We start from the raw sequence: 18,636 nt of genomic DNA on the forward strand, positions 1-18,636 counted from the left end.
TCTTTTCAGTGTTGCCAATAACTAACTCTTAACTACTTATTAGCAAATAGCTTGTCTAGCGTCTGCTCAAACTCATGATAATTTAAGAAATCATACAGCTCCATGCGGGTTTGCATGGTATCAACAACTTTTTCTTGTGTGCCATCAGTTAATAGATGCTGATAAACGTTTAATGCCGCTTTGTTCATCGCACGGAATGCTGATAGTGGGTACAACACCATCTCGACACCCACGCCATATAGCTGGTCAGTGGTGTAAAGGTCGGTCTGACCAAACTCTGTCATGTTGGCGAGTACTGGAATATCTAGTACATCTGTGAACTTACGATACATTTCGATATCGGTTAAGGCTTCAGCAAAAATCATGTCTGCGCCTGCTTCTTGGAAGGCAACAGCGCGCTCTACAGCGGCATCAAGTCCTTCAACAGAAAGTGCATCAGTACGTGCCATAATGACAAAGTCGCTATCAGTTTTGGCATCAAGCGCCGCCTTCAAGCGATCGACCATTTCTGAGATACTGACGATTTCTTTGTTAGGGCGATGACCACAACGCTTTTGGGCGATTTGATCTTCGATATGTACGGCGGCCACACCAGCTCTTTCCATCTTTTTAATCGTTTGTGCGATGTTAAAAGCACCGCCAAAACCGGTATCGATATCGACCAATAGCGGTGTTTCTACAGCGTCAGTAATACGGCGCGCATCTTCTAGGACATTATCAAGGCTCGTCATACCTAGGTCAGGTAGACCAAATGATGCATTTGCCACGCCCGCGCCAGACAGATATAGTGCTTGGTGACCGACTTGGGTCGCCATCATCGCCGTATAAGCATTGATTGTACCTACGATCTGTAGCGGTTGATTGTTATCATTTTTTTGTTTCATGGCACTGCGGAAGCGGGCACCAGCGGATGATGAAGTCATGTCGTAGTCCTTACGTGGAGGGGTAATCTTATCGTTGTTGCCTTTGATTATACCCAATTATTCAAGCCCAAAAAGCAGTGTTTTACGATAATCGTTTAATTTTTATAAATATATAAATTAGTTAAATTAAACCTATTTATTAAATGAATAGCATTATCTATTTTTATGCGGTTGAGGAAGACTATTATTCATAAACCTCAAAAATTGAATTAGGACAGCTGAGGTGTTTTACATTTAGTTACAATTAACTTTGTTTTACTATAACAACGAAAAAGCCCTAGTAGCTGAGCTAAAAGGGCTTTTTTATTAGCTAAAAGCGGCGTTTCAGCCATTCGCTAAATCTTAAAAACCAGTTAACCAAGCATACCTGCGAGGTTGGCTAAGAATAATAAGGCGACACCGCCTAAGAACAGTAAACTTATAATCGAATAAATATTCATACCTGCTGATAGTTTTTGATGGTTTTTCACTAAAGAGTAGTTCAACCAGCCAAAAATAGGCGCAGATACAAAGGCAGATATCATAGCGAACTTCAACATCGCGCCTAACTGTCCGGCGAAGAAGCTGATAATAATTAAGCCACCGCCAATGGCATAGGTCGTCCAAAAAGCAATCTGCTTCCTATTAATCTCGTGTTCACCTTTTAGCAAACGCCAGCACTCAGCATTGGCACGACCGTAACCATCCGCACAAGTAATGGTAGTCCCAAACATGCACATAAAGGCGACGAAGGCGACTAGCAGTCTTGACCATTCACCGATAGTGGCAGTATACATATTGATAAGCTGATCAATATAAGCAACGCCAGCGGTTTGAATCTCTTGACCGGAGCCATACTGAACGAAAACACCCAATGCTAAAAAGAACAACGCTAAAATAGCAGAAACCAAAAAGCCCACATTAAAATCAAGCAAACCTTGTTTATGAGTGGTGTTGTCCGCTTTTCTCTTTGCCGATGTCCACATCGAGGTGATAGCAGCGAACTCAAGCGGCGCTGGCATCCAACCCATCAATGCTACGATAAATCCTAATGTCGCTAAATTCCAAGGAGACGTCGGGATAAAATCAGGCGTCATCACCGTCGGCTTGCCAGCAGCAATCAGGACCGCTAATACGGTTGCGGAGACCAGAGCAATCATAATCCATTTGGTGACCCCATCAAGCAACTTATAATGACCGGCAATCAGAAAAAACCAGGATACCGCAACGATTATGACCGCTAAACTGATACTAGACAGTCCCACGGAAGCTGGCAGCATAAAGCCCAATATTACCGCCGCAAGTAGTGTCACAGCACCGGTACTAATCACCGCAGATAGGATAGATAAGACAAAATAAATCCATAGATAGGCTTTTGAGCGCTTAGCATAACCGGCGATTAAGCTCTCGCCAGTATCATAGACATAATCTGTACCGAAGCGAAAAAACGGATATTTGAAGACGTTGGCCAAAATAATCATAATGGCCAGCTGCCAGCCATATATGGCACCTGCTTGGGTGGATGAAATCAAATGCGAGCCGCCAATAGCCGCTGTCGCCATTAGAATACCGGGACCAAAGATGCGCCAGCTAAATCCTTCTTGCTGGGCAGCAAGGGTATCTTCAGCGCCTTTATTAGGGGTGCTAGGGTTATGGAATGGTGGTGTGGACATGAATACCTCGAGATGGTTAATACGGCAAATCATCACTTTCCTGTGTCAGTTTGCCAGTGATCATTAGAGAAGCGCTTTATACCATTTGCACAGCGCTTATGTTAAAACGCTAAATATAAAACGATTCATTTTGTATCGACTTTAGCATAACGATGCCGTACAGGAGAATGGTTATTAAAATTATTATTACTATTTGTTTGCATGTCCATTCTAGATAGTTAGCATAATAAGCGATTACTATCAAGTGTCAGGACTGATTATTTTTTGCGGTTCTTTATACCATAATAACTGGCTAATATCTGATAATTTCAGGCTATTCTTATCATTTACGGCATTGAGGTAAATTTTTGCTGCCGATAAGTGATACCGCGCTGCTCATAAACCTGATAGATAGCGCTTAACAGATCTGGGATTTTAGGATGTACAAAGTCTTTTAGCGTATGTAAATAGATAGGAGAGGTGACATTTTCGTGAATCAACCGCTGATAGCTGATTTGTTCCGTCCGCACTGTCTGTAGGCTAGCCGGCACTAAAGTAATGCCTTCACCAGCAGCAACCAAACCAAGAGCGACTTGCAAATCACTCACGGTGGTGGTCATAAAGGGAGAGATGCCATATTGAGCAAATAAATGCAGCAAAGGTTCGGTGATTGGCTCATTTATCAGTGAATGCTCGCTGTTAGGAATAGCGTGTGCTGCGCTACTTTTTGCATCAGTTGTGAACGTCGCTGCCGTCGATGTGCGTGATGTTTTGTTTGAGGTTACTAGGGTTTTGGCGACGGGCAAATGCGTTTGGTGATATAGAATCAAGCGATTATTTGCCAAATCTATCAGGCGCTGTTCACGCACATGCGCTAACGGATGCGCTTTAGGCAGCGCCACCACATAGCGCTCATGACGCAAGAGTATCTGTTGAATCCAAGGATCTTGATGCGCAAAACGACCAAACCCCACATCAATCTCACCATGCTTTAGCGCATCCATTTGCTGATACGAGCTGATATCTTTTAGATTAACCTCGATATCAGGGTTGGACTGTTTGAGGGTGGCGATTACTTCGGGTAGTAGACCATATAGCACCGAGGGTACAAAACCAATATTCAATGCTGCGCTCGGCGCTGATAAGCGCTGGGTCATACTGGTAACGGTATCAATCTCTGTCAATATGGCACTGATTTTATCGTAAAAAAACGCACCGGCTTCGGTCAAGTGTAGTGGTCTGTGATAACGATCTACCAATACCACGCCCATGTCTGTCTCAAGTTGCTTGATGACTCGGCTCAGACTGGGTTGCGATAGTCCTGTCTTGGCGGCAGCGGCGCTAAAACTGCGCAAATCGGCGATAGCAATAAAGGCGTTGAGCTGCTTTAGATCCATGTTGTTATACCTATTACTTTTTTACTCATTGTCTTATTTCTGTATTCATCAGCTACTTAAGAGAAAATAATACGCTATTGGCTATGTTTTGTACCAATAATACGCTCACCTAGCCAAATTATGTTTGAAGCTAAGTAAATGACTAACTATATTAGTGGTTAACGATAGTGTTACAATTTAGCAAGCAATTAGTATCACCCCCTTAATTCTAGCAGTTATCCCATATCAGTAGTATAAACGGGCTTGGTATCATTCTATGAACGACAAAAATAATGACAATAGTGCTGACCTTGAAGAAAAATTGGCTAAAATTGCTAATACCAAGTCACGTAAGCACAAACGCAGCAATAATATCTACGAGCGCTTCATCAATCGTGTTGGCAGTACAGATGAATGTAGTCAGACTGAGGGTAAATCCGACCAATTAACGGCATGGGAAAAAACGCAAAAATCCTCTAGCTATGAGCCTTTAAGTGCAGAAGAGTTACAGTTATTTGCCAGCTCAGAGGCTGAGCAAGAGATAAATGTTGCAGCCTCAAATACCACAACTACAGATATCAGTTTTGATTTTAGTAACGAAGAGTATATCTTTAACAATAACTCTCCGCTAGAACATAATCAGCAATCATCAAATACAGACTCGTTCAATAACTATCATAGCTATAATTTGAATGAAGATTTGAATGAAGACTTAAACCTCGAACTAGACAGTAATCATATTGAACATACTAATGAGGTAATTGACTTAACATCTACTGATGATACAAGTGCTAATCCAGCTCATGGCGATGACACAATCCTTGAAAATAAGGGCATCGAAAATACAGTCGCTCCCGTTATTGAAGCGATTACAAAACCGCAGGGTAAGCTGGCAAGCAATAAAAAGCCGCTCATTATTGGTGTCGCTCTCGGCACATTATTGGCCGCAATTATTGTGCTCACTTTGAATGCTAGCGGCATTTTATCTGCCTTGACAGAAACGCCTGCTACTGATGCCTCTAAAAATATGGCGAGCGATGTCGAGGACAAAATAAATAATGACATTAATAGCAATGCTCAATCAGCAGCTCAGGCTAAAACTACCTTAAACAAGGCCGCAGTGGTTGATGCTGAGCAATCAACAGCTAGCAATGGCAATCAAACCGCCGCACCGCAAACAAATGCCGCCGCTAATAAAAATAGCAGTACAGAGGAAGAGACAGAGCAGTCAATAGACGCATCTGCTGATGGCTCAAGTGGCGATCCAGCCATTACTTATGAGGACTTTAGGAAAGAGTCGCAACGTACATTATACCGTGAGGCCAATGATTGATAATTTTGAATCATTGGTTGGTTACTGTACTTACCCAAGATTTAGAATGTTCAAAACGCCCTAGCTTAAATAAAATTTTATCAGATATTAAAAAATAAACTTCCGTTTATATAAATTCAATATTTCGTACCGTTTGTCAGTCAGTTATAGCGCTCATACCAAAACAACTTGCATAGCATCAATACATTTGTATTATTGAATGTATTGATGCGGTTATATACCGTTGTTGACAAGGATTGACTTGGTATTGAGCTATGGAAAGTACAGACAAAAAACACGATTTTGATGACAGTTTTAATGAAGGTGTAGAGCTCAGCGAACACCCTGAACACCCTGATAGTGAGCTCAATATCAATACACGCTCGCGTAGTGTTTACGAACAATATTTGAAAAAAACCATGCAAGACATGGTACATGAACCAGAGTATTGCTCAGAAAACCCACCATCAAAAACAGCAGATTGTGATACTTATACTTATCATCCCAATATAACAGCTATAGAGGCCGAGTCTGAGCAAACAACGACTTTTCCACCAATTCTCAATAAAACTCAATCATCCGTAGCAAGCACTACAAAATCAAGTACTACAAAACAACCAATAGGCAAGTCTCACAGCAACGTTAAGCTGGTCATTTTGACGGCGGTATCCAGCGCGGTCATTATTGCTGTTACCGTTGTGATGCTTGATATGAATGGCAGCTTAGTGTCTGCCTTTGATCGTGTAACGTCACTCAGTAAACAAACATCAATGACGAGCGCCAATGCGCCAGTCGTTGAGGCTGAGCCAATGGTAAAGACTCAAGAAAATAAGCATGGCAATAAAAAAGAGATAGACAAACAAAGTATCAAACCGAATACAGCAGTAAAAAATGAATCTGCCAGCACTGAGCCAGCGATTACCTATGAGGACTTTAGGGAAGAGGCAAAAAATACCTTATACCGTGACAGTAAAGAGTAAATCCACTTTTCATACTTACCGTATAGATGCACTTCTATCTTAGTTTGGTATTTGAGTGATAAAGTATTGACTATCATTAGTATAAGAAAATCCCCTTCACCTCTTAGGTGTAAGGGGCTGCAGAGAGTGAGTTTTAATGACCTTTAGTGACGTTATTATTTTATATCAATGGACGCTAAACTAAAAAGGCGCAAAGTCTATCGTTAGGCCATATCAATTTCTATGGTTGTCAGGCTTGAATCTTCTGATAATTGGTAAGTTACCACCACATCATCTTCATCACGCTCTACCTGATAAGTCGCAAGCTTTACCTCTGTATCATCCAAGCATTGACCAGTCACAAGATCAAAGCGCTGCTTATAAATCGGCGAGGCGACATAAAGTATCGACTCTCTAATACCGTCGTCGCTCGTCAGCGTCGTACCGCCGATCAGTCCTCTAGATAGAACGTTTGCTCGACTAAAAGGGTCGTAGTTATCAATGGCGAATAACTTGCCTTCTTTGGTACGAAAAATGGCAATTTGCTTGCCGTCAATAAGCGCGCAAACGCCAGTCTCAGGGAGGATGTCTTGCAGTTTACAAACGGTATGCTGGGTCATGGGATTATCCTTAGCGTTTGACTATGAGTAAATAGAAATCAGACTCTAAACACAGCCAGTTCTAAAAAGTGCTAGCGCTGTGTTTAAAGAAGACAGTAGAGCGTTTAAGCCAATTCGGTCACTTGGATTTTGACTTTTTCAATATCCGTTGCGGGGCGAATCTGCGCGCGTTCATTGACAAAGACCACGTTATCATCTCCTTGTTCACTATTGACAAAATGACGGAAGCGTTTGAGCTTTTCGCTATCGGTAATGGTGGCTTGCCATTCGCAGACATAATTATCGACTAGCAGCTGCATTTGTGCTTCAAGCTCGTCCGCTATGCCTAAGCTGTCCTCAATAATGACCGCTTGTAGATACTCAAGTCCGCCTTCCAAACTTTCACGCCATTTTGAGGTGCGCTGCAGCTTATCGGCAGTTTTGATATAGAACATGATAATACGGTCGATATATTTGACTATCGTCTCGGTATCGAGGTCGGTGGCGAACAGCTCGCCATGGCGCGGGGTAATACCACCGTTACCGCAGACGAATAAGTTCCAGCCGTTTTCGGTGGCGATCATGCCAAAGTCTTTGCTTTGCGCCTCGGCACACTCGCGCATACAGCCTGACACACCCATTTTTATCTTGTGCGGCGAGCGCACGCCTTTGTAGCGATCCTCGAGCCTAATCGCCAGACCCATACTGTCATCCACCCCGTATCGGCACCAGTCATTACCGACACAAGACTTGACGGTACGTAGCGACTTACCATAGGCATGACCGGTCTCAAAGCCAGCGGCTACCAGTTGTGTCCAGATATCAGGCAACTGCTCCATACGCGCGCCAAATAAGTCCACGCGTTGACCGCCGGTGATTTTGGTATATAAGTTAAACTCTTTGGCGACTTGTCCGAGAATGATAAGCTTATCGGCGGTAATCTCGCCGCCCGGTACTCTTGGCACCACTGAATAGGTGCCGTCTTTTTGGATATTACCCAGATAATAGTCATTGCTGTCTTGTAGCGGGGTCAGCTCAGGTTTGAGTACGTAATCATTCCAGCATGACGACAAAATAGAGGCGACGGTTGGTTTGCAAATCTCGCAGCCATGACCACTGCCATGTTCGGTGAGTAGCGCATCAAAGGTTCGAATACCATGCACCCGAATTAAGCTATATAACTCCTGACGGGAGTAGGCAAAATGCTCGCACAAGTCGTTATTGACCTCAAAGCCTAAGGTAGTTAATTGGTAGCCTAAAGTGTCCTTAACCATGGGCGCACAGCCACCGCAGCCCGTGCCAGCATTAGTGACCGCTTTGACATCGCCAATCGAGTAGGCACCATTGTCGACTGCAGCGCAGATAGCGCCTTTGGTGACGTTATAACAAGAGCAAATCGTTGCCGTATCAGGCAGGTTTTCTATACCCATCGTCGGTTTTTCGACATTGGGTAGTATCAAACTCTCAGGATGAGCGGGCAAGTCGATATCATTGAGATACAGCTGCAATAGGTTATTATAATCCTCAGTATCACCAACCAATACCGCACCAAGCAGGCGTTTGTTATCAGCGGTCGTGACCAGCTTTTTGTAGATACCTGTCGCGGGGTTTTGATATAAATAGCTCAGACTATCTACAGCTTTTCCATGCGCATCGCCAATACTACCAACATCGACGCCCATGAGTTTGAGCTTGGTACTCATATCAGCGCCTATAAATACCTGCTCGCTATGACCTGCGATTTGCGCCGCGCAAATGCTCGCCATACTGTAGCCGGGCGCGACTAAGCCAAACACTTTATTGTCCCATACCGCGCATTCGCCAATGGCATAAACGTGCTCAGCATTGGTGCGACAGTGCTCATCAATTAAGATACCACCGCGTGCGCCCATCTCAATACCGCAATCAGGGTTGCTCTTTATAATATCGTCTTGCGGACGAATACCTGCGCTAAAGACAATCATATCGGTATCGAGCGAGGTATCATCGGTGAATTGCATGGTGAGATGACACGCATCAGCGCCGTCAGTATTTGGATTGGCTATTATCTCTTTGGTGTTTTTACCTGTCAAAACCGTGACACCGAGCGCTTCGATTTTACGTTTTAAAATATCACCACCAGCGGCATCAAGCTGAACACCCATCAGCTGCGGCGCAAATTCTACAACATACGTCTCTAGTCCTAAGGTAACCAAGGCTTTGGCTGCCTCTAAACCAAGTAGACCACCGCCCACAACCACGCCTTTTTTGACTGAGGGTTGCTCGGCGATGGCAAGGATGTCGTCCAAATCCGCAATAGTGCGATAAACGTGGCAGTGCGGATGATCGCGTCCTGTAATAGGCGGCACAAATGGGTAGGAGCCTGTGGCCAGTACCAGCTCGCTGTAGTCAATCTGCTCACCATCTTCTGTGGTAATAGATTGGGCGCTTGAGTCAATATTAACAATGCGTTGATTGAGATGCAGTTCGATATTTGATGACTTATAAGCGCTAAGATCAACTAAATTGAGCTTGCCAGCATCTTTGTGCTCAAAATAGCTGGATAGATAAACGCGGTCATAAGCAGGGCGATCCTCTTCAGCGAATACATGAATCTCAAAACGCTCATGTAGGCCTTGTTCTATGGCGCGTTCAACGAAATGGTGCCCGACCATACCGTTACCGATGACGACTAGCTTAGGCTTACTGGTTGTATTCATTGCTGTGTTACTCATACATTTATCCTCAATAAAGGGTTGTCTAAATATTGCGGTCTAACGGTTGTGACGAAGAGTAATATTTAGTGCCTACCTCCATTACTGATTCAATAACTGTGCCAAGCACCAAAGGTGCGCGCAGCTTCTTCCCTTTATGAGTCGCTAATAATGTGAGGATGAGTGCAGTGCACCTAGTCTGTTTATAAGTAATCAAAGCGCTAAAAGCCCTAAAAGAGATTGGGATAATAAAGAGTGGCTAAAAACGACTACGCTTTAAAAAGTGGCAACAGCGTTCAGTTATGCACCAAAATAGATGACGTGATGCACCATATTGATTACTAATGGCGCTATTAGTATTTTTTATTGATATAACCAAATCAAGACAGTTTTTATTATTAATGAAATATAGTTAATCTTTTCATTAAGGCTTGAATGTCTTTGATAGCAAGGCGTAGACCCTTTTATTGATAATTAGGATATATAACGATAATCACCACTAAGTCTTCTACTGGCACAGCCATTGCACCGCCCTAAGTGTTCTAACTGATAAGTTTTTTCACCATTACTTATTATGACAACTGTAAAGTTAGCCCCTTAAGGAACTCGTTTATGTCATCATCGCCAACCTCTAAATCTGCTGCGCCAACACAAGATAAGCTCAATATTTTCTCCTTTAAAGATAAAAATAAGATTCTACATTTAGGCTGGATCGCTTTTTTCTTAACCTTTTTTGTCTGGTTCAACCACGCGCCTTTTTTGTCTGCCATTGGTGAGACCTTGAATTTGAGCAAAGATCAAATCAAAACTTTGCTGATATTGAACGTCGCGCTCACCATACCTGCCCGCGTCATTATCGGTATGCTGACTGATCGCTTTGGGCCACGACTCATCTACACCGCCATTTTAGCTATTGGCGCGATTCCCTGTTTTACCTTTGCTTTTGCGCAAGATTACAACACCCTTGCCTTGTCTCGATTCTTGCTAGGCTTCGTTGGGGCAGGCTTTGTAGTGGGTATTCGCTTGATGAGCGATTGGTTCCCTGCCAGTGAGCTGGGGACGGCTGAAGGCATTTATGGCGGCTGGGGTAACTTTGGTTCCGCTGCGGCTGCATTGCTACTACCAACGGTTGCTATTGCTGCCGCTGCTATATTAGGCGGTGATGAAGGCTGGCGTTATGCGACGGCCACCTCGGGGGTGGTGATGATGCTGTATAGCGTGATTTTTTATAAGATGGTGCGTGATACGCCCAAGGGTGCCACCTATTTTAAACCCAAAAAATCTGGCGCGATGATGGTGACCTCAACCGGCGATTTTTGGCTGATGATGACCTTTAAGCTACCGATGTATTTGGCATTAGCACTCTTAGCGTGGAAGCTATCACCAGAGGGTGTCAGCTTACTCAGTCAGGCGACTGTGAACATAGTCTATATCGGTCTGACCCTGCTATTTATTTATGAGTTTGTCAGCAGTTACCGCTTTAATAAAGAGGTATTTACGACGCCGGTGCCAAAAGCGCAGCGTTATGATTTCAAGCAAGTGGGTATTTTAAACATTTTATACTTTGCCACCTTTGGCTCGGAGCTGGCGGTGGTGTCTATGTTGCCGCTGTTTTATCAAGAGACCTTTAATCTATCGATTGTCATGGCAGGGGTGCTCGCCTCAAGTTACGCCTTTATGAATCTGATGTCGCGTCCGGGCGGTGGCTGGCTAAGTGATAAGTTTGGGCGCAAGATTACCCTACTGATTTTGACCGCAGGACTAGCAGTCGGCTATGTACTGATGGGTATTGTCGACTCGACGTGGCCGATTGCACTGGCGCTACTCATCACCATGTTTTGCTCGTTCTTTGTACAAGCCGGCGAGGGCGCAGTCTTTGCGGTCATTCCGCTGATCAAGCGCAGTATGACCGGACAATTCGCGGGCATGACAGGGGCATATGGCAATGTCGGCTCAGTGGTTTATCTGACCGTACTCAGCCTCGTCTCCTACCAAGCGTTCTTCTTTGTCATTGCGGCAACCGCCGTGGTTGGATTCATAGCGCTATTCTTTTTAAAAGAACCTGAAGGCGTGATTGTTGAAGAAATGCCTGACGGTAGTTTTGCGCAGATTCAGGTAAGCTAACTATGCAAAAAGATACAACGCTAAACGCTCAAAGTATAGATACAACGAGCCATGACGGTGCGCATGAAGCACTGTGGTGGCTGGATTTTTATACGACAAAAGGACGCAGAGCTGAAAACCAAGACAGCTTGCTGGTGACCACTTGTCTGCCATATCGCAAGATAGCTGAGACTATTGGTATCAATAACCAGCATTATCACGCCCCTTTATTGGTATTGATAGCCGATGGCGTTAGCGCTTGTCAGTTTCCCAAACAGGCCAGTCGATTGGTGGTTAATACGGTGGCTCATCACCTGACTTTAGCGCTTGAAAACACGCTGCTTGATAAAACAGCATCGACAAGCTTTGATGATCATCAAATCGCTAGCCTAATTAAAATAGCGGTGAACAAAGCCAACGATGCGCTGTATTTCCCGCAGGTTTATCAGCGCGTACCGCCTTTGTTGTCCACTTTGTCAGGTCTGCTATGCATCGGCGATCGCATCCATTTATTCCATACGGGAGATTCGCGCATTTATCGTATCGATATCAATAGCTCGACAGTGCTGACCAAAGACCACCGTGTCCATCGTGGTCAAGATAAAGGGGCGCTGTCTGCGGCTATCGGCGCAGATATGTACATTGAGCTGCAGCAGTCGGTGTTTACCTTGCATCAAGAGGAATGTCTGGCACTAATGACCGATGGCGTCTATGAGTCTATTAACGCCGCAGAGCTTGAGTTTGAGCTGTGTACAGCAGCACGAGCGCTAGGTACATCAATGGAGACGTCAAAGCTGGCGAATGATATTTCTATCAGTCAAAACCTATGCGAGCAGGCGTTTAATGAGGGCAGTCATGACAATTTAACGATGATAATACTCGGTATAAAGACGCAATTACTCCATAAAAAAAAGACAGGCGACGGTGATCATACTAACGACAGTAGTGACAATGTAAATAATGACAATGGTAATAATGACCCGTTTGCCCTTCACGATATCTATCGTTATCAGTTATTAACGGGCTTAGACGTTGGCGCACGGATCGATGGCTTCACAGTCGTTGAGGTGATAGCGCGTACGGCTCGTAGCGAAGTGTATTTAGTCGAGGACGAGTATAAACGGACATTCGTTATCAAGTCCCCAAGCCTAAATACTGTAGCAGATGGCAATTATCTACGCGAGTTTTTAAAGGAGCGCAGCATAGGGCTTAGCCTATCCAAACATAAGCGAGCAGGCGAGAGCGCTTATAATCAAGCTGACCCTAATACCTTTACAGACACGCATAGCGCATCAAATTACAAAGCCGGTTTAAGCAAAAACCTAGCACATAGTGTGTCAGGCTTGCTTCGCTATTATCCTGTGCCTGCCAGCAGTCACTATCTGTATCACTTGACTGAATACATTGAAGGCGAGAGTCTAAGAGCTTTTATTGATCGTCACGCACCGTGTGATGTGTGGCAAACTTATGATTTACTCACCAAGATCGGTATGGCAGTGCGAGTGATGCATCGGCACTACCTGTTGCATCAAGATATCAAACCTGAAAACATCCTAATAAGCGCTGATGGTGCGATCAAACTGATTGATTTTGGTTCGGCAAGCTCCTCAATACTCAAAGACAGCACCAGACCTCCCAACGGCGATCTACATTACGCTGCACCAGAATATTACAGCGATGCACCAAAAGGAGTGCACTCTGATCTATTCTCTATAGCGGTGATTGGTTACGAGCTGCTAACTGGCACTCGTCCTTTTAGCTCGCAAGCACTCATGAATGCGACTCAAACCAACCAGACCTTAATCCTGCCGACCGAACGTTTACGCAAGTACCGTGTACCCGCTGCTAGCCAGCAAGCGTTATTGCGTGCGCTGCATCCTAATACCCAAGCTCGCTACCAAGCGATTGGCGAATTCCTACAGGATTTTAACCCTGATAATGCTAGCAATACTAGTGAGCCTGAACCGCTTATTGTCCGCCGTCCACTACTGGTATGGCATAGCATTTGCTTTATTGAGTTTGTACTCATTTTATCGCTGTTGGCTTATTTCACATAAGGTGAGCTTTAACCAAAAATGATATGACACGCTATATATTTACTACTGTACATTGCAGCTAAGGAATACTCTTATGATGTCGTCATTGGTATCAAATGATCAAGCACCACTTACAACTAAGAACTGCCAGAAGTCCAAAACCACACTACATGCTAGTGCTGACAGTACAGGCATCGTCATCATTGGTGCGGGTATGGCAGGCAGCCGTTTTGCTATTGAGCTGGCGCGCGCCCGGCTGCAAACGGCGTCGGAAAATTCAAGCTCTTTACCGATAACGCTTATCAGCAAAGAGCAACACGTAGGCTACAATCGTATTATGCTGTCCCCTGTACTAGCAGGCGATACCGTGTTTGAGGATACTTATCTTTACGACCAAGCAGAGTATGAGCAGCTTGGTATCACTGTGCTTGCAGGTGTCAGCGTCGATGCGATTGATAGCGCTCAGCAGTTAATAGAATTGGATAATGGGCAGACGCTAACTTATGCCAAGCTAGTACTAGCAACAGGTTCGAGCGCGCGTGTTATTCCTTTTCCCAATCATGATGCTATAGGCGTTCACGTCTTTCGTGAGGTCGCCGATGTTAAGGCGCTCAGCCAGTATGCGCGTCAAGCTAAGATAGGGATCGTCATTGGTGGCGGAGTCTTAGGGCTGGAGGCGGCTTGTGCATTAACCGCACAGGGGGCGTCGATGACCGTTGTACACATGGATGACTATGTACTTAACCGTCAACTTGATTTGCCTGCTGCTACCTTATTGCAAGCAGAACTGGTCTCTCGCGGTATCAGGCTAGAAGTCTCGGCTATTACCGAACGTATAGTGACGACAGCCAGCAAGGTCTGCGGGTTATTGCTACAAGACGGGCGCACCTTGCCTGCTGACTTTATCGTAATGGCAGTAGGCGTCGTGCCAAATGTAGCACTGGCAAAGGGCAGTGATCTTGAGGTCAATCGCGGCATTATCGTTGATAATTATATGCGCACTAGTTGCCCCAATGTTTATGCTATTGGCGAATGTGTGGAGCTGGACGGTGAGCTGTTTGGGATGGTCGCGCCCGTCAATCAGCAAGTCGATACTTTGGTTTCTGTATTAAAGGGCGCTTTATTAAAAGATACTGTATTAGAAAAAACCCTATCAAAAAATACTGTGCTTAAGGACTCTGTGTTAAAAGACGAAGGGATAGTAGTTAACAGCTCAGAGCCCAAAAAAAACTGGCAGCCCTTTATTAGCAAACCTTTATCATTAAAACTAAAGGTATCTGGTATCAGTGCTTTTTCAGCAGGACAAGTTGATTTTGATGAAAGTGATGCCTTAAATATAGAAACCATCACCTATCAGCAAACCAGCATCAACCACTATCACCGCCTCTACTTGCGAGACAACAAGCTCGTCGGCGCGGTACTCTACGGTGAGGTAAATGAAGGCGGTTTTTACAGTGAACTGGTTAACAGTAGCACTGATATTACAGCGATAAGAGAGCATTTAATCTATGGTGCGGCCTACTGTGATTTGAATACCCTAAATTCAAGCAATATAGCAAAGGATGCAGTAGAGGAAGTCTTATGAATGACAACCTCAGCGAAAAGACTCTAAAGGTTTCTAAAAATACCCAAAACATGACAAGCCAAGTCATTGCGACGCAAGATATAAGTGCAACCACAAACCCTACTCAAATAACGCCACTAGGCGCTTTAAACAACCATTCGGTAACGACCATTCGTACCACTTGTCCTTATTGCGGCGTCGGCTGCGGGGTTTTAGCTCAGGTTGATACAGCTGGCACTATCAGTGTAACAGGCGACCCTGAGCATCCTGCCAATTTTGGCAAACTGTGCTCAAAGGGCAGTGCGCTGGCACAAACGCTGGGAGTTGAGCGCCGATTGACTGAGCCTTATTATCAAAACAAGCTGATGTCTATGCAACGACAACAGGCTATACCAATAGCGCCATTAGATATAGCTTCTAGTAATAAAGCTATAAACGCATCTGCGACAAAAGCGCTCATAGAAAATACGGATTGGGACACGGTATTAGAAGATATTGCTCATCGCCTAAATGACACCATTGCCAAGCATGGTCGCGACAGCATTATGTTCTATGTCTCAGGGCAGCTATTGACTGAAGATTATTATGTCGCCAATAAATTTATCAAGGGCTTTATCGGTAATAACAATATCGATTCTAACTCCCGTCTATGTATGTCATCAGCGGTGGCAGGACACAAACGTGCGTTTGGCGCTGATATCGTCCCCAGTAACTACGAGGATTTGGAAGCTTGCGATTTATTGGTGCTAGTCGGCTCCAATATGGCTTGGTGTCACCCTATATTGTTCGGGCGTTTCCTTACTGCCAAAAAAGCGGATGCTCATAAAAAACTTATAGTCATTGACCCGCGCCGTACTGACTCTTGCGAGTTTGCAGATTTACATTTGCCTATCGCTGCGGGCACCGATACGCATTTATACAATGGACTACTGCATTATCTTAGCGAGCAAGAATGCGCAGATGAGGCTTATCTTGAGTATGCGAGCGGTGTTGATGACGCTTTGAGTGCGGCTAAAACATGGAGCATTGAGAAAGTGGCAAGCGCTTGCCAAGTCAGTATCCAAAGTATTCGCCAGTTCTATCAGCTAGTCGCTAGCCATGATAAGACAGTGACCGCGTTTAGTATGGGCGTCAACCAGTCCAAAAGCGGCACTGACAAGGTCAATGCCATTATCAATACCCATCTACTGACAGGGCGGGTCGGCAAAGTAGGGGCTAGTCCGTTTTCACTTACTGGTCAGCCAAACGCCATGGGCGGGCGTGAGGTCGGTGCGCTATCCAATCTATTAGCCGCGCATCTAGAGTTGAATAACAGCGTACATCGGCAATGGGTAGCTGACTTTTGGCAAACGCCGCAGCCTATAGCACCAACAGCGGGTATCCAAGCTTGCGATGCTGAAGAGGCGATTTTGGATGGACGTATCAAAGCCATTTGGATTATGGCGACCAATCCTGTGGTGAGCTTACCTGAAGCCGACAGATTTCGCCAAGCGCTCGCTCACTGCGATTTGGTTATTGTGTCTGATTGCTCGGTAGACAGTGATACGGTGCACTGCGCGGATATTGTCTTGCCAGCGCAAGGTTGGGGTGAGAAATCAGGTACAGTGAGCAACTCTGAGCGGCGTATCTCACGCCAACGCACCTTGATGCCTGCGCTCGGTCTTGCCAAGCCCGACTGGTGGATACTCTCGAAAGTCGCTACGCGTATGGGGCTGGCAGGCTTTAATTATCAGCATCCTAGCGAGATATTCAATGAGCATATAGCCCTGACTGCCTTTAAGAATGATTTTAGCCAGCCTGCATCTTCAACCAATCAACCGCGCTATCTGAATGTAGCAAAAGATTTGTCAGTGATGCATGTTAGCTCAAAGCTAGATAGTCATCATAAGAGCCAAAAGACCATCTTACCTTTCTTAAGTCATGACGACTATGAAACCATGACGCCCTTTCAATGGGGCGGTGCGCGCATCGTGCCCCTGCAAGCCAACCTTATCGCTATCACGCCAGCCGCCAAGGCCAGCTTGCCCAATCTGCATCAGTATCGCTCAAAATCAAAAGTGAATAATAAGAAAAGCGATAACAGGAGCGCTACTTCTGAGTCTGATAGTGATAAATTACTGACGGTACCTCTACGACTAATTACCGGCAGACTACGCGATCAGTGGCATACCATGACGCGTACGGGACTGGCGTCGCAGCTCAATCAGCATGAGTCAGTACCGACGCTAACCCTGCATCCCGATGATGCCAAAAAACTCAGTATCGATAAGGATGATTATGTGCAGTTGCATCCTCGCTATGAAAGTAGGGAAAAAGATAGTGAGTCGATTGATGCAAATGAGCATGCTAAGGTACTGGCACAAGTCGCCATCAGCGATAGTATGCGCATCGGTGATGGCTTTATGCCGATGCACTGGAGCGATGCTTTTGCTAGCTTTGCCCGCGTAGGTACGCTCATTCCAACCGTAGTCGATCCGCATTCAGGGCAGCCTGAGCTTAAAAACTCAGCCATTTTTATCAGTCGCGTACCGATGCAGACGCTTGGCAAGATTTTGGTGCATCCTAATCTCCAAGACGCCATGCTGGTGCACTTGCAGGCTATAAACAGTCGTCTTGCGCAACAACAGCGAGCCCAATTATCAGAGCAAGCATCGTTTTCAAATTTAAATACAGAGAATGATTCGTCCTATTTAGTATTGCCAGCGCTGACATGGAGTATCAGTCGGCAAGTAAATAGTGTCTTAATTACTTTAGCTAGTCCAATTAATAACGTTGTCGAACAATTACTCGACCCTAACTTTTGGCAACAGTTTATCGACACCTATCAACATGATCTAACAGATAAATTGTTGCTTAATAGCGCTTTTACCCTTAATCAATTGGCAGGACAACTGCGCTTTATCTCAACGCAATCGGATACGAATGGTGTAGAGATAGATGGTCACGCATCAGATATTACAAGCGCTACGAAAGATAACGTCCAACTACTGCTCGCGGTTTACTTCGCTCCAGAAGTGACTCAACTACCGAGCAGTCATTGGCTCGATAGCTGCTTTGCCAGTACCGAGGCGATACCCGTTGATCAGCGCTATAAGTGGCTGCTCGCAGGTCGTCCAGCCACAGGTTATATCGACCCAGGTCCATTGGTATGCTCGTGTATGGCAGTCGGAGAAAACATCATTATTAATGCAATTACCAATGAGCAGTGTCGTAGCGCGCAAGCGGTTGGCAACGCTTGCCGAGCGGGTACCAACTGTGGCTCATGTATCGGTCAGATTAATGAATTGATCGCACAGTACGCGCATAGTACGCGCCACTTATGCAAACTTAGAGAGGCAAATGGCACATCACTTGCAACTGATAAGTACTACTAATGGTAAGTCAGTTACCGTTTAAAAGGACTGTTATCAGGGCAACCAAGTCATTCAAGTTATTTGTTC

At 45.0% G+C, this 18,636-nt stretch carries 11 protein-coding genes; 6 read left to right on the forward strand and 5 right to left on the reverse strand.

Translation table 11 applies throughout. From position 1 onward, the window contains the following. Positions 1–32 precede the first annotated feature (32 nt). The 3 genes from prpB to AAEY80_RS05220 all read right to left on the reverse strand — a co-directional run bounded on the left by prpB (position 33) and on the right by AAEY80_RS05220 (position 3,951). Complete coding sequence (gene prpB / locus AAEY80_RS05210) at positions 33–923, reverse strand: methylisocitrate lyase (RefSeq protein ID WP_025652714.1); 891 nt, start codon at positions 921–923, stop codon at positions 33–35. A gap of 353 nt (positions 924–1,276) precedes the next feature. Continuing rightward, the gene (locus AAEY80_RS05215; RefSeq protein WP_025652715.1) at positions 1,277–2,575 is read right to left on the reverse strand and encodes an NRAMP family divalent metal transporter; all 1,299 of its coding nucleotides are present in this window, start codon (positions 2,573–2,575) and stop codon (positions 1,277–1,279) included. Between the two features lie 326 nt (positions 2,576–2,901). Next, positions 2,902–3,951, reverse strand: coding sequence for a LysR family transcriptional regulator (locus tag AAEY80_RS05220; protein ID WP_025652716.1), 1,050 nt, complete (start codon positions 3,949–3,951; stop codon positions 2,902–2,904). A gap of 256 nt (positions 3,952–4,207) precedes the next feature. Between AAEY80_RS05220 and AAEY80_RS05225 the strand changes: the two genes are divergently transcribed. Beyond that, positions 4,208–5,263: a hypothetical protein gene (locus AAEY80_RS05225; protein WP_350587988.1), complete on the forward strand. Its 1,056-nt coding sequence runs from the start codon at positions 4,208–4,210 to the stop codon at positions 5,261–5,263. Between the two features lie 254 nt (positions 5,264–5,517). Continuing rightward, positions 5,518–6,222: a hypothetical protein gene (locus tag AAEY80_RS05230; protein WP_201577198.1), complete on the forward strand. Its 705-nt coding sequence runs from the start codon at positions 5,518–5,520 to the stop codon at positions 6,220–6,222. 203 nt (positions 6,223–6,425) lie between these two features. On the opposite strand, the gene nirD is transcribed toward AAEY80_RS05230, so the two are convergent. Both nirD and nirB read right to left on the reverse strand, forming a co-directional pair. After that, positions 6,426–6,821, reverse strand: a complete 396-nt coding sequence (gene nirD, locus AAEY80_RS05235; RefSeq protein ID WP_025652719.1) for a nitrite reductase small subunit NirD — start codon at positions 6,819–6,821, stop codon at positions 6,426–6,428. A gap of 104 nt (positions 6,822–6,925) precedes the next feature. Continuing rightward, positions 6,926–9,514, reverse strand: a complete 2,589-nt coding sequence (gene nirB, locus AAEY80_RS05240) for a nitrite reductase large subunit NirB (protein ID WP_025652720.1) — start codon at positions 9,512–9,514, stop codon at positions 6,926–6,928. Between the two features lie 591 nt (positions 9,515–10,105). Here nirB and AAEY80_RS05245 point away from each other — a divergent pair. From AAEY80_RS05245 to AAEY80_RS05260, 4 genes are all read left to right on the forward strand, one after another. Then, positions 10,106–11,617: a NarK family nitrate/nitrite MFS transporter gene (locus AAEY80_RS05245; RefSeq protein ID WP_025652721.1), complete on the forward strand. Its 1,512-nt coding sequence runs from the start codon at positions 10,106–10,108 to the stop codon at positions 11,615–11,617. 2 nt (positions 11,618–11,619) lie between these two features. Continuing rightward, positions 11,620–13,653 carry a bifunctional protein-serine/threonine kinase/phosphatase gene (locus AAEY80_RS05250; protein ID WP_025652722.1) on the forward strand — a complete coding sequence of 678 codons (2,034 nt, stop codon included), beginning with the start codon at positions 11,620–11,622 and terminating at the stop codon, positions 13,651–13,653. 73 nt (positions 13,654–13,726) lie between these two features. Further along, positions 13,727–15,217 carry an NAD(P)/FAD-dependent oxidoreductase gene (locus AAEY80_RS05255; RefSeq protein ID WP_025652723.1) on the forward strand — a complete coding sequence of 497 codons (1,491 nt, stop codon included), beginning with the start codon at positions 13,727–13,729 and terminating at the stop codon, positions 15,215–15,217. Then, positions 15,214–18,570, forward strand: a complete 3,357-nt coding sequence (locus tag AAEY80_RS05260; protein ID WP_350587989.1) for a nitrate reductase — start codon at positions 15,214–15,216, stop codon at positions 18,568–18,570. Before AAEY80_RS05255 ends, AAEY80_RS05260 begins: the two co-directional genes overlap by 4 nt. Positions 18,571–18,636 lie beyond the last annotated feature (66 nt).

The sequence above is a fragment of the Psychrobacter sp. 78a-MNA-CIBAN-0178 genome, assembly GCF_040309625.1.
Taxonomy (GTDB): Bacteria; Pseudomonadota; Gammaproteobacteria; order Pseudomonadales; family Moraxellaceae; genus Psychrobacter; species Psychrobacter okhotskensis.